Annotated in this window: 11 protein-coding genes and 4 pseudogenes; 6 read left to right on the top strand and 9 right to left on the bottom strand. The window is 41.9% G+C overall.

The features are described from left to right. Positions 1-32 precede the first annotated feature (32 nt). Positions 33-1066: pseudogene (locus SWP_RS15115) on the bottom strand (IS110-like element ISSpi2 family transposase). Between the two features lie 92 nt (positions 1067-1158). Between SWP_RS15115 and SWP_RS15110 the strand changes: the two are divergent. Then, the gene (locus SWP_RS15110) at positions 1159-1488 is read left to right on the top strand and encodes a hypothetical protein (protein ID WP_044555974.1); all 330 of its coding nucleotides are present in this window, start codon (positions 1159-1161) and stop codon (positions 1486-1488) included. 418 nt (positions 1489-1906) lie between these two features. Here SWP_RS15110 and SWP_RS15105 read toward each other — a convergent pair. Next, positions 1907-3061: pseudogene (locus tag SWP_RS15105) on the bottom strand (IS110-like element ISSpi3 family transposase). A gap of 128 nt (positions 3062-3189) precedes the next feature. On the opposite strand from SWP_RS15105, the pseudogene SWP_RS24765 reads away from it, so the two are divergent. The 4 genes and pseudogenes from SWP_RS24765 (at position 3190) to SWP_RS15085 (ending at position 5922) form a co-directional block, all read left to right on the top strand. Next, positions 3190-3786 (top strand): annotated as a pseudogene (locus SWP_RS24765) (DUF6624 domain-containing protein). A gap of 240 nt (positions 3787-4026) precedes the next feature. After that, positions 4027-4722 (top strand): type II secretion system protein GspG, encoded by a 696-nt coding sequence (locus tag SWP_RS15095; protein WP_020913419.1) that lies wholly within the window; start codon positions 4027-4029, stop codon positions 4720-4722. A gap of 12 nt (positions 4723-4734) precedes the next feature. Beyond that, positions 4735-5346 carry a GNAT family N-acetyltransferase gene (locus SWP_RS15090; RefSeq protein ID WP_020913418.1) on the top strand — a complete coding sequence of 204 codons (612 nt, stop codon included), beginning with the start codon at positions 4735-4737 and terminating at the stop codon, positions 5344-5346. Between the two features lie 99 nt (positions 5347-5445). Next, positions 5446-5922, top strand: a complete 477-nt coding sequence (locus SWP_RS15085) for a hypothetical protein (protein ID WP_020913417.1) — start codon at positions 5446-5448, stop codon at positions 5920-5922. Positions 5923-6372: 450 nt separating this feature from the next. Here the strand turns inward: SWP_RS15085 and SWP_RS24840 are convergent. Continuing rightward, a pseudogene (locus SWP_RS24840) lies at positions 6373-6549 on the bottom strand (IS110 family transposase); the annotation flags it as partial. Positions 6550-6582: 33 nt separating this feature from the next. Here SWP_RS24840 and SWP_RS15080 point away from each other — a divergent pair. Then, complete coding sequence (locus SWP_RS15080; RefSeq protein ID WP_044555973.1) at positions 6583-6870, top strand: hypothetical protein; 288 nt, start codon at positions 6583-6585, stop codon at positions 6868-6870. 200 nt (positions 6871-7070) lie between these two features. Here the strand turns inward: SWP_RS15080 and SWP_RS15075 are convergent, their stop codons facing one another. The 6 genes from SWP_RS15075 to SWP_RS15060 all read right to left on the bottom strand — a co-directional run bounded on the left by SWP_RS15075 (position 7071) and on the right by SWP_RS15060 (position 12979). After that, on the bottom strand, positions 7071-7607 hold the full coding sequence (locus tag SWP_RS15075) for a porin family protein (protein WP_020913416.1): 537 nt from the start codon (positions 7605-7607) through the stop codon (positions 7071-7073). Between the two features lie 344 nt (positions 7608-7951). Then, a complete protein-coding gene (locus tag SWP_RS24495) occupies positions 7952-9133 on the bottom strand; it encodes a hypothetical protein (protein ID WP_228371069.1) in 1182 nt (393 codons plus the stop codon). Then, positions 9090-9797, bottom strand: a complete 708-nt coding sequence (locus tag SWP_RS24490; RefSeq protein ID WP_020913414.1) for a zinc-dependent metalloprotease — start codon at positions 9795-9797, stop codon at positions 9090-9092. Before SWP_RS24490 ends, SWP_RS24495 begins: the two co-directional genes overlap by 44 nt. Positions 9798-9877: 80 nt before the next feature. After that, a complete protein-coding gene (locus SWP_RS24485; protein ID WP_020913413.1) occupies positions 9878-11521 on the bottom strand; it encodes a zinc metalloprotease in 1644 nt (547 codons plus the stop codon). Positions 11522-11544: 23 nt separating this feature from the next. Continuing rightward, a complete protein-coding gene (locus tag SWP_RS15065) occupies positions 11545-12417 on the bottom strand; it encodes a hypothetical protein (RefSeq protein WP_020913412.1) in 873 nt (290 codons plus the stop codon). Between the two features lie 133 nt (positions 12418-12550). Next, on the bottom strand, positions 12551-12979 hold the full coding sequence (locus SWP_RS15060) for a hypothetical protein (RefSeq protein WP_020913411.1): 429 nt from the start codon (positions 12977-12979) through the stop codon (positions 12551-12553). Positions 12980-13280 lie beyond the last annotated feature (301 nt).

Raw genomic sequence — 13280 nt, 5'->3', positions numbered from 1 at the left:
TCGGTGGGGTTAACCGTTTGGGTTAATCCTTTTTACGTTTTTACATAGTTAACTTGGTACTCTTGTCCTGATTGCAATAATGACCAAATTAGCCGTGCATTTTTAGCTGCCAAAGCAATGACAGCTCTTTTGAAACCTCTTCGCTCGATAAGGGCTTTAATCCATAAACTAGTTCTATCTATTTTATTGGCACAGTTTGCGATGACAGCGCGAGCACCATGGATTAGCGAGGTGCGGATATGCTTCTCACCGCGTTTACTTATTCGACCTAGTGTTGGCTTTCCGCCAGTGGAATACTGCTTCGGCACCAAACCTATCCAAGCTGCAAATTGGCGGCTAGTTGAGAAGTGTTTTGCATCACTGACTGTCGCGACTACTGCTGTTGCGGTAACTTCGCCAATACCTGGTATGGTCATTAACCGCTTAGCGTCTTTCATCTGGTTAGCAAGGGCATAGAGCTTTCGGTCAGACCTTAATATGTCTTGGTTTTGTTGTTTTATGCTCAGCCATAAATCATGGAGTAGTTCGCGGGCTAAATCAGGCAAACCGTTCTCAGCATCCTCGAGAATTTCAACAATATGCTTTTGAGCAGGATAACGACCTTTAGGCATAATAATACCAAACTCGGATAGTAAGCCACGTAATCGGTTTATCATCGCCGTACGGTCTTTGATTTGGCCTTGTCGAATGCGGTGTAGGCATAAAACGGCTTGTTGCTCTTCGCTTTTAATACAAACAAAGCGTGTTTTTGGTCTAGTCACTGCCTCACAAATGGCTTCAGCATCATTGGCGTCATTCTTTTCACTTTGGCGATAAGGAATAACGAATTTAGATGCCATGATACGTACGTCGTGGCCGTATTTTGTAAACTCTCTTGCCCAGTAGTGAGCGCCAGAGCAAGCTTCCATCCCGATAATACAGGGTGGAATGTTAGCGATTTTTTCTAACAGCTTGTTTCTTTTAACTGTTTGCTTTAGTTTAGTTTAGTTTTACCGTATTCGTCAACACCATGAATACTAAAAACTAATTTGGCTAAATCGATGCCAATTGCTTTAATTAAGGACATATGGACTCTCCTTGATTGAATGTTTGCACTTTCAATATGGCACATAGTGGCCAATTGGTAAGGGGAGTCCATATCATTCGTTAGGTTTCAAGATGATTCCGAGTAAGTTAAAATCGACTTGTTATGAGTTACTTCCACTTTCTATTGCAATCGGTATTCTATTAGCAGCGGCGTTAGGTATTGGTTTGAGTATGGGGGTTGGGATACTCCAGAATTTTATTTATGAAGACCCTAGTGCTGGTGGCTGGACTTGGATCTTAGCATTCCCTTTAACAATACCAGCCCTTTTAGCCAGTTTACCTTGGAGTCAAGAGTTGTTATCCGTAGGTGAAACTTTATCTATAGTAATAGGTGTTTTTATTAATGGCTTTATTGGTCTTATAATTTGGCGAATCTATAGGTTTTATACGAAAGAAACCTAACAAGAAAATAAACAGGGCCAAAATGCAGTTGGCTTTTTGTTCACTACGTTCACTTATTTTATCCAACAATTTTTTGCCCATTATTAGGGCGTTGGTATGACTCCCCACGTCAAGCAGAACATCACTATTTCGGCCTAAATATTTAAGCCTGCTTTTGCTCTTTTGACTAAATTGGATTGAGCTAACACAGTCGATGAAGCAAGTAATTTCGTCGGTTGTCATGCTGATATCCGTGGATTACTTATCTTTCAATAAGCAGCGCCTACCTTACCTTTTGTTATTAATTATGGCGTCGTGACACCTGTCTTCAGTCTATGTTCGTGGTTCAATACAGAGTTAACCGTATTGCCATCCTAACGCCCTCGGTGATCGTGTCACATCCGATGCTTGACCCACTGTATTAGCTCAAAATCGTTTATCATGCAGGTACTCTCGACAACCGTAGTTTAGGGTTAACTTTTGTCAGTACCACCTCTCGTGAAATCGCCCAAATATAAGCAATCATTTCTCTGGCTATGGCTGTCACGACTACGTTGTTATGTTTACCTTTGTACATGAGTTTTTGGTATCGACGACAAAGCCTAAGCTGCGCTTGCCATGCAATATCAATGATTTCTTTCGGTAAACCTTCTTGTCTTATTTGCATCTCGGTTGAGATCTTAGCGGGGTAGCGATAGGAGTGAGCCCCTTCGACTAATAGCCGTCTTGCTCGACCATTGCCGCATTTCGTTATCGCACCCACATGCCGCTTTCCACCACTTGAGTGTTCCGATGGAACTAGGCCTACATAACTCATTAGTTTTCGGGGATGATCAAAGCGAGTTAAGTCTCCCAACTCAGCAATGACACCTGCGGCAACCAGTAACCTCACTCTACGTAATGCTTGTATGGCTTTGATGACCGGATATTAACGCCACTTTTTAACGTGATGCTCAAGTTCATTGTCTAGCCGTTTTAGCCTCGCGATCCGCTCTGAAATGGTTTGTAAGTATTCTTGCAAGACAATCTGTTGACTCGGGTGCGGCAATATCAGTTCAGTCAGCCAGCGTAAGTGCTTTAGCGACCAGTTAGCAGTGCCTCTGTAGTTAATATTGTTTCTTAGCTGAAGCGCTTTAAGCTGGTATTTAGCGTCTTTTAAATCTTTCATCGCGGTCTCACGAGCACGAGATAAATCGCGGATAGCTTCATCTTCAGGCTCTGGAACATAAATCTCGGTAAGATCTTCCGACTTAAGCAGCCTTGCTAATTTAAGCGCATCACGTTTATCGGTTTTAATTTTCTCACCAGGTTTTTTGGGAATAAGTGAAGGGGCTATAACATAGCAACAGTGACCTAGGCTGGTAAGCAATCGGTAGATCCAGTAACCGCAGGGGCCAGCCTCATACACAAAGTGTAAGGTTGCTTCTGGGTACTTAGATTGAAACTGCCTAGCCAGTCTAGTGATAGAGGCTTTCGCACTTGAAACTCGTCCAAAATGAACCGCTTGCGCTCCTCTTTGATCTTCAATATAAGCAATTTCTACAAATTCTTTATGTGTATCAAGGCCAATAAAAAGTATGTTATGTTTATTCATGCTGATCTCCGATTTAGTTTCTTTAACAAAACTATTATGGCTCTGGCTTTCAGCTAACCCACGATTAATTGGAGAACAGCACCTTTTGTGGGGAGTCATTATGTCTATGTACAAGGAATGTTCCATCTATGCGCTATCTAATAGTTCTATTATTTATTCCGCTTTTCTCTTTTGCAGAAGTTAATTTGCCACTTCAGCAACAGTTGCTTGATATGGGAAATAAAGACCAAGAAATTCGAAATGAAATAGGGGCGGCAGGTTGGGGAAATGCGCCAAAGGAATTATTGGAAAAACTAAATAAAATAGATCATAGCAATACAGAAAGGCTTAAAGCTATTATAAAAAAATACTCTTGGTTAACTAAAGAATTAGTTGGGGTTTAAGCTGTCGGAGCTGCCTTTTTAATTGTTCAACATTCACCAGATATCGCATTTAAAGAAGACATGTTACCTTACTTGGAAAAATCATATTTAAATAATGAGGGTGTTAGTGGGCAGCAAGTTGCTCTGTTAACCGATAGGGTTCTTATTGCTCAAGGCAAAAAGCAAATCTATGGTACTCAAGCGGACTTGAGTGAAGGAAAAGTCGTATTTAGCCCTATTGAAGATGAAGCTAATGTAGATAAGCGAAGGAAAAAAATGAATATGCCGCCGTTAGGTTTGTACTTAAAGCTAATGGAGGAAATGTACGGGATTAAAGACCACCCTGAAATAGACCTTGAATAAATGTGTATATAATGATTTATAGTGGCTGGCTTGTGATTTTATTTTACCGTATTAGTCGGCACCATGAATACTAAAAACTAACTTGGCAGTTTTTGATTTAAAAAAGAGTGATGCCAATTGCTTTAATTAAGGACATATGGACTCTCCTTGATTGAATTTTTGCACTTTCAATATGGCACATGGTAGCCAATTGCTAGGGAGTCCAAATCATTCGTTATGAAGCACAGGAGAAGTTCCGGCATGGATTCCAATATAGATTACTCAAAATACTCCCTTGTAGAACTTATCGATGTTCGAGAGAACATAGACCGAGAAGCATATCCAGATCGTTTTAACGAGGTGAACAGGCTAATTACGGAGCAGATGCTAGAGAAAAATAGGACAATTGAGCAAACTAAAGACTCTGCAGGATGTTTAGCATACGTAATCGGAGGTATGTCTTTTATACCATTGATAGGTGTTTTATTTGGAATCATTGCCATTGTATGGGGTTTTAAAGTTAAACATTCAAAGCTCAAATATGTCGGGTCGGCAGGTATTCTCTTTACAGTGATTTTATATGGTTCCCTTGGTTACTTTGGTTTTGTCCAAGAAGACGGTGTTTATGACGAACTTCGAGCAACAATGGCGAAAACTCAACTGACAAGTGCTGTTCAAGCTATCGAATTTTATAAAGTTCAAAATGGAAGTTACCCGGAATCTCTGGAAGTATTGCAGAAATCACTTCCTGAAAATTCAATGGTGTTTTTGAACGACTCTACTCAAGTCAATATGGGTGAGGTGAAACTGTATTACTATGAGGTTATTAACGAGAACTCATATCATATTCGTTCTTATGGAAGAGATGGGCTAATAAATACGCCAGACGATATTTTACCTAACCCAATAATGAATGTTGGTTTAATCGCTGATTACCAAGTGGAAAGTGGTTTATAAAAAGTCAATAAAATGGACGCTGCTCTTGGCTTGCGCTCATTCTTCGCTAATTATAGCCAAGCATTATTACGCCCATTATTGAGGCGTTATACCTTTAAGGATTATATTTTGAGTGTCATGGAGACTGATAGATTAGAATTTCGTGAAATCAATTCAAAAGACTTAATTGATTTACGACTTGTTTTGTCTGACCCTGAAGTTATGAAATATTCAATTGTTGGTGTTCACAATGATAGTGAAATACAAAAATATATTGATAATTGCCAACAACAATATCGTGCTAATGGTTTTGGTCAATGGGCTATATTTTCAAAGTCAGACGCTAGTTTTGTTGGTGTTTGCGGACTAAATTCACATGTGGTTGAAAGCAATGATTTACTGCATGTTAGCTATAGGTTAGCGTCTTCTCAACAAGGAAAAGGTTTTGCTTCAGAAGCTACAATTGCAGTAGCTGAGTTTTGCAAACATCAATTAAAATTAGATAATATTTCAGCTTTAATAGACCCTGAGAACATACCTTCTCTTAAGGTTGCTAAAAGAGCTGGATTTTTATTTAGAAAATCATCTGCAATTCAAGGTTTTAATGTTGATATCTATCAAATGGCTTTTGTCGGTGAGATTTAACAAGGTTTTAAAGTCGGACTGCTAACAGCTTGCCCGGTGCCGTTTCGCGGCACAATTTTAGCAAGCTATTATCAGCCCCTGAATGAGGCGTTAGTGTATATGAAAACTCTCTTACTCTTCATCATATGTCTCTTCTCTACTGCTATTCATTCTGCAGCATTAGTGCATCCAACAATAATGAAAATGGAGCATTCAGGTCTCATTGGCGAAAAGGGTTCATTAGAACCAGTTCCATACAAACTGACAGTAGAGTATGCCGATAAAAAATCTGTTTGGGACTCTAATGACCAAAAGATTAGCAAGTTGGCCTTGGTAGTAAACGGAACTGAGATGAAGTTAAATGATCATTTATATAAAGATTTAGCTGGGGTCCATATTCCAAGTATTACTGTTGCATATGTTCAGTTATGGGGTGAAATGAGCAGCATAAAGTTGTATATACCTTACGGTAAGACAAAATCGTGCAAAAACCATGATAGTGGTGTTACTAACTACTTGCAGTCTAAAGAAATACTGATATTTTCACTTTCAGGTAACTTTAAAGAAGCTATTAAAAAGCATGCCTGCGAATACTAACAAACGTATTAAAAGTGACGTCAAACACTCCAGTTGCTTTGTGTTTCAGCTCCGCTCCAGCCTAACACAAAGAAACTTAAGTATTCGGCTCGTTTAACGCGGCGTTGCCGCATATCCGTTTGCCAAAACTCCCTATTGAAATTCATCACTCCAAGAACTTTAGCTCTAACTCGTTTCTACCCAATAACGAGTTAGGGGCTAGGGTTTACTAGCGACTTATCAGAATTTGGGGCGGGCAAGCTGCTAAATCATGGATGATTTAGCAGAGCCTATAGGGACATATTCACGGCGACTTGCTGAGCATCAATTCAGGTAAGTGAGGGATAAGTGGAGTCACAGTTAACTTATGCTTATCCGCTTATCATGTCCTCTAGGGCAAGAGCCTATGGTTGTATTAATAGATAGATACCCACGGTTAATAACAGAGTTTAGTCAATTCCGTGCTCAGTTGTGTCCGTTCGAGCACGCTTCCATGCTGATAATAATGGCTGAGGTCTTAGCGATTTTTTTGCCAACTTGTTTCTTTTAACTGTTTGCTTTAATTTAGTTTTGCCGTACTCATCTTTACCATGAATACTAAAATATTAATTTGGCTAAATCAGTGCCAATTGGTAAGGCTGAGTCTATATCATTCGTTATATTTCAAGGACTGAATTTTTTATGAAGCCGTTTAAAAATCTAGAGTCTCACAACTTAAGTTTGTTACTTCTCACCGCTCGATTTACAGCTGTGGTGGGAGAGGTCTTTTTGGTCGTAGCCATCATTGCAACAGTTATATCATTGTCTGCAGGGATTACAGGTATTTTGAGTGCAATTGTGTTTATTCCTTCGGCAATTGGAATACTCCTTTTATCTGGTGTTATGGCTGCGCTAGTTTCCTTTGAAGATAATTATCGAAAAAGGACAGAGGCTATGATAGGCGATAGCGAGATAGCGGGGTCAGAGTAAACTCAATACTTACTCCTTATCAAGCCCTCTCGGGCTAGAGCCTATGGTTGTGGTGGCTTGTATTTCTTGACCACTTCAGCAGATACAAAAAAGCCTCAATGCTATTGAAAGTGATTGAGGCTTTAGTTATTTAGGTTTCAAGCTCTTAGGGGCAGAATTTAAGCATTTGCTCAAGCGGGCTGTAATCTACCTGTGAGTGGTTAAAACTTATAGTCGACACCTAGCATGACTGCATCTAGCTTGTAAGCGTCGTGAGACGAAATACGCATCGCTTCTAAGCTGATCCCAAAACTATCCGTTACTGCGTAACGAACGCCAGCACCAAAGCTAGCGCTGCTTTCAGAACCACTCGATTTAGCTTTACTTTGTGGCACTGCAATTAAGATATCTTGTGGTAGATCCGCAGCGGTCATTCCGGCCAATCCATAAACAGATATTGACTCAGTAATAGGGTACTGAACTTTTGCATAAACCGAAGTAAAGCTATTTAGTTCGATATCAGATGAGCGCTTGTTAACGCCGCCATAGCGTAGTTCTGCGCCAAAGTAGTCGTTAAAATCATAGCCAGCCTTAATGGCTGCTACGCCAGTTGTTTCAGCCTTTTTCATTAACTGATGGCTTTGCTGGCCAGAGCCTGCGTTGGCACCTAAGTAAAAGCCCGTTGCATTGGCTGCCATTGGTGCTGCAAGTACAGTAGTAAGCGCTGTTGCTAGTGTCATAAGTTTTACGTTTTTCATAATCAATTCCTCAATAAAGTTTAGTTTTAAAAGCAAGGTAATCCTTGGTTGAGGTAATAATCCCATTAAAAATGAAATACATTAAATGACTTTGTATATGCAATTCGAATACTTTGTCAAGGTGAACACAGAATTAACCTTATACTTATCCCTTTATCAAGCGCTCTCGGGCCAGAGTAGATGGTTTAACTTCGCGCCTCCCTTCAGCAGGCCAACTCAATGTTAAGCAAGATATGCTTCCAATAAAAAAGGCCTGTAGATACAGGCCTTTTTTGGGGGTAGTCTTTAACTATTGATTAGTGCTGCTAACCGTTAAGGTGCATAACCGTTACGGCATCTAACCGTTATGACAATACAGGTAGATAAGTTAGCACGCGTTTGTCTCTGGCGACCATAGGGTCGACGATTAACTCTTTGAAGGTGGCCCCATCGGCATTCATGACATGATCCATCAACGGCTTATTCGTCATTAATTTGTCAAGCTGTTCTAGTTGCTCAATCAGCGCTAACGCTAGCGTGTTTTCGTCAGTGGCTACGTAGTTCTTGCCCTGTAGTGAGATGGCTTTCACTGAACTGACTGCGTCACTTGCCAAATGAATACCGGCAAATTCACGCCACACTCGGGCTTTCTCTTCGCCGCGGTAGTCGCTGTCATGTGAGGCCAGTACCACTTGCTTGAGCATCATCTGCAGTAAGTTACTTTTACCTTTCATCTCGCCAGTGCTTTGCGGCAAGCCAAAGTAACGACCAAGCGATGTGGCGTAACTCGGGAGGGCTTCTATCTGCTGGTCGGCATAATCCACATCGCTACTGTAGTATTGTGGGTCAACATCGGCACAGGCATTTTTAAGCGCTGGGTTAGTTAGGTAACCATTAAGATCATTGACTGTATTGCCCATGGTCATGTGGCAAAGCATACCTTGCAATTGGTCATGAACTTTTGCGGTATCGGCCAATGCATAGTAAGTACGACCCGTGGTGCTTCTAGGTGACTTTCTTGTTAGCAATTGGCGCACTGCTAACAGCTTATCAGGCCACATTCCCAGTACATCTCTTTCGTTAACATAAGGATGATTTGGGTTTGATTGTGGCGCTTTAAGCCCATTAAGTAGACGACCTTTGCTGGCGGTGACATCTGCATAAACCAGATCTTGATAGGCAGGTACTACATCTGCTTTTACCAGTAATTGCTTAAGCTTCTCTGGGTCTTGCTCAAAACTGGTGATGATTTTACCCACATCTATGCTTTCATCGAGTTGATTACCGTTGAGGCGGTAAATTCTCGCCAGTAGATCTTCCAGTGAGTGAACCTTGGTAAATGCTGCGCTGTCATCACTGTTCATTTTGTACGTGACATGCAGGTAGATATCATTCATGCCAGCTATTTTTAAAAATGTGTCAGCGGCTTTGTTGACTGCACGTTGAGAGGCGCAGAACCAATATGTTTGATGAGTTGGACAAAACTCTGCCAAATCATTCTGACTAAAGGCAAATAGCTCCTCTGGCAGTCGCTGTATCTTCAACAAACTGACGAATATCGTTAAAGCCGCTGAGGCGGTCGATAGTGTAAGGCAGTATGTTGTCTTCAAACAGTGTTTGACGATTGTGGCGTACGTTCATAGTGTCGTAACTATCGAAATATCGATCAACATAGTATTGCGCGATATCATCGTTGTTAGTCCCCGCATCAAACCGGTTACAGTTACTGTTTAACGACACGTGACCGTCAGTGCAAAAAGCAAAATACCTTAAGTCATTTTCGGCGGCAACATTATGCAGTGCACCATATTGCGTCGCACCAGTTAAGTTACCCTCGCTAAGCTCTTTACGACGAATTGCATCTTGCTCTTTCAGTGACACCATAGCGCCATCTGTGGTTTCAACGTTACGGGCATAACCAAAGCGCAGTGCGGCTAGGTCATACTTTTCGAATGTTGTGGCAAAACGGTCAGCGTTATAGTCCATTTGGCTTGAGAAATCCGCTTTTACAGTGAGGTTGGGGTAACCCGCGGCGGCAAATGCGGACTCAAATTTGCTGATCTCTTGTTCATTAAAGAAGTTAGCTTGATCGCGACTACCGGCAAAGTTATGGCGTAAACCAAACGTATGCCCAAGTTCATGGGTTAGGGTGCCGGCAAAGGCCTGCGCTGCAAGTTTGGTGACCAGATCTGATTGGAAAGCGGTCGACATTTTTTCGATGTCTTTTAATTTTCCACCGACGATACCATCGATCCAAAATTCGCTATTGGTCCAATCAATTTCATGACCTTTCAGACCTCTGGTAGTTCCCGTAGCGCTCCGCCACCTAGACCAAATGCTTCGTTAACACTCATTAGGTTGTGTTCAGCCCAGAAGTCATCGGTTTTGTTGTGTTGGTTAAGCAACTCTTCTAATGGTGCACTATCCGTTGTTTCAGTTGAAAGCGTTGGGATTTTCGCTTGCGGTAACTCAGTTTGCAGCGGCTGGCTGCTCATTGAGCTATCGCTGGTCGCTGTTTGCTGGGCAACCAACTTGTTGGCCGCCACTTCATTGGCTCGGGCTATCGCCTCTGCTGCTGGAGTGTAGTCGACACCAGTGAGTGCTTTTACTGAGCTTGGGTCAAGCATACCGCGGTTATAGTCGAGCTGAACACGACGGTAGTAACGGGTAGAACCTTGCTCTAGGTTGGCGCTATATTGATCGACCCGGCCGCTAACAATTTCGCCGGTTAATGGGTTCGCCGCTGATGGACCATATCCTGCCAAACCATTATCGAGTGGCTCGTCAAACAAGGTAATGTTGCTGTAACGCAGATCGCCGTGACGGTGGTTGCCCGCTTTTTCTAGCTTGATTGGCGGCAAGCCTGTTTCGAACATCTTATTTTGGATGTTCATCGCGGTGATGCTTTCGTTGGCAGCATCTAAGAATGGCTGGTTTTTATCTTCAAAAAAGTTATTACTGAGGTAATAAGTTATCGCCTCTTTTTTCGGATTGAAGTGGTTTAAATATTGACGTACATAGCCGTCTTTACCCGCGGCATGATTGCCGTCACGATAGTTATGTTGGGTTCTAAAAAAGCCATAGCTGCCATTTTCATCTTCACTATATGGCACCACGTCAAAGTCATCACTGGCGAGTTGGTCAACGGCAACAATAGAGATGTATTCCGTGGTCGTGAAAGAGAGGTTGTCGAAATTACCTTTAAAGAACTTACCAAAACAAGCGGGGTTAGCTTGATAGGTATGCTCTATTTCAAAGTTAATGACGCCATTGGTTAAGTCCATTTCATAGCCGTGCCAATCACCATCTTTAACTAAGTGCGCCGATTCTGTTTCGGTGGTGCACTGTTTGAAGGTGACAAGATCGGTATAGTTCTCTTCGGCAATTTGTGCCGCTTCAAAGTGAGGAATAAAGAATTTCTTTTGATCCCAAGTGACATTGCGGTCGGTGATCTCTTCCTCTTTGTTAGTACAGTCATTCCAATTGTCTTTCTGGCATTGGAAATCAACGTACTCGCCTGGAATGGTTAGCACCGGCGCTTTGTTGTATTCATTGTCATAACGAGAGCCATGACCGAGGCCGATGTTATCTCTGTCTATTTGCCGTACTTGGATGCCATTTTCAGTCATGCGTAAGGTGACGAGTTTTTCATCTCCCTGGGAGAACCCATGAATTGGTGCTGAATATCTAGGAGCGTCCCCTAAGCTACGGGTATATAGAAATAGTCGCTCAGGCTGTTTGACTGCAAGTTCAGACAGAGATGTGGCGGTAGTTTGCTGGCCATTTGTCACGCTGGTGTCAGTGGTTGCTTCTTTGAGATTTTGAACCGAGACCATTTTCTCATCTTTCTTCACTTCCTGATACGGCTCATCAGAGCCACAACCATTGAGGGCGATTGCCCCAACAATGGCGAGCGTTATCGTCGATGTTTTCATGTAAACCTCTCTTCCAATTAATGTTATAAGTATTTCGTTATCGACAAATAAAAGACTGAACTTCGTTTGTCATAGATCTCAAATCCATGAGATGAACCTCTTTCTGGGTCATAAAATCCGCCGCTATTATTGTGGCCTGCAGCGACTATCCAACTGGGTGAAAATTCCCAGCCAATCTCTTGGCTAGCAGTAAATAGATTGTCATAGCGACTACTATTGAACTTCTTGGCCATACCGTAGGAGCCGCTGACATCTAAATACCAGTTATCGGTAAACTGCCAGGTAGCATCTGCCAATATGTCGATTTGGTGTTCGACAAAATGCTCCCCCTGTCGGCCGATTTCATACTTGTAGGCGTTGTATCTAAATCTCGGTGATATATAGAAATTCCACACATTACTCGGTCGATAGAATAGGTAACCTGCGACTCGAGGTGCAGCTTGCAGTTTGTTTTCTTGACTGGTGTGGCTGGTCGGCAGAAAAACCCCCGCGCTACCGATTAAGCTCCAGTCAGGGGTAAAGGTTTTAGTCGGCGTGCGGTACTCTAGAAATGTATCGTAGTAGTAGGATTGGTCGTGATGGGTTTCGACTTCTCCTCCAACAGATAACCGAATGCTGCCCCAGTCATCTCGGTAACCTATGCGGCCATTACCACTCATTGCCTGATAAGAACTGGGCTCAGATTGCCCGTACACATTGGTTGTTGCTGTGGCACTGATATAGCCTGACCAGTTAGAAGTGGTTGAGCTGTTTGCTGCTGATACATTTTCATTATCAGCGACCGCAGATGACGAGAGTGCGCAGCTCAAGCCCATTACGGCTGTACATAGCAGTATTTTTTGATAACTGAATGGGCACCTGCTCGAAAGCAAGGCGCAGTTATTCTTAGACGGCATAATTCCACCCTATAAGAGATCAATTGTTGATTATCTGGCAGTGATTAAAAGCCAAACGGTTGAGACTTAATATTCAGATTTTGCTGTTTATCCGATTATCGGAGCAGCGTCGAGATAACTCATCGTGAGTCAGTTAGGAAGGGCAGCCTTTGATGGGCTTTATCCAGCTATGGACAATAGACACTAGGTTGATGATTTTTTTGGGGGTCTTTTGCTTAAGATTACTTAGCACCGAGTAATTGCTGAAGAGTAGCAATAGACAGAAGAATGCCGAAGTAGCGGTGAGTAGGTTTATATCTAACTCTTCGGTCTCAACTATTAGCGTGCTAGATGTAAGCTCGATAGTAGAGGTTACTTTTTGGCACAACATAGCTGCAATAACAACTTGGGATAGTGCAAACTTGTTTTTATAAAACGGCATTTCATGCAGGTGGGTTTGCAGCAATGACTGCTTATGCGGTGAGATCGTTTCAACTTCAGTTTTACCTGCAATAAATTGACCGACCAAAAAGATGGCGATCAAAATAGGCACGTAAACTAGAGTTCTACTTAATCTCTTCAAACCGGTTCCCAATGAATTAGCGTTGAAGTGTTTTTATTGCAAAAACACGTGATACAAATTGATGCGAATGTTTTTAAAGCGAAATTTCACTGTAGGAAATTGGTAAATTAATTTCAATGATTAATTGATGCACAGATGAATATTGTGATTTAAATCTCAATAATTAAACGCTTTAAGTACCAACTTACTAAATGGCTCAACCGTTTATTTACATTTGACACTGGGTTTTAACGGTTTTTAAACGGCGGAGTGGTGAAATATGTAACCTTTGAATCTCTTGAATATGAGCAAGCGTTAATAG

The sequence above is a fragment of the Shewanella piezotolerans WP3 genome, from assembly GCF_000014885.1.
Lineage (GTDB): Bacteria > Pseudomonadota > Gammaproteobacteria > Enterobacterales > Shewanellaceae > Shewanella > Shewanella piezotolerans.
This window is presented reverse-complemented; position numbering and strand designations above follow the sequence as displayed.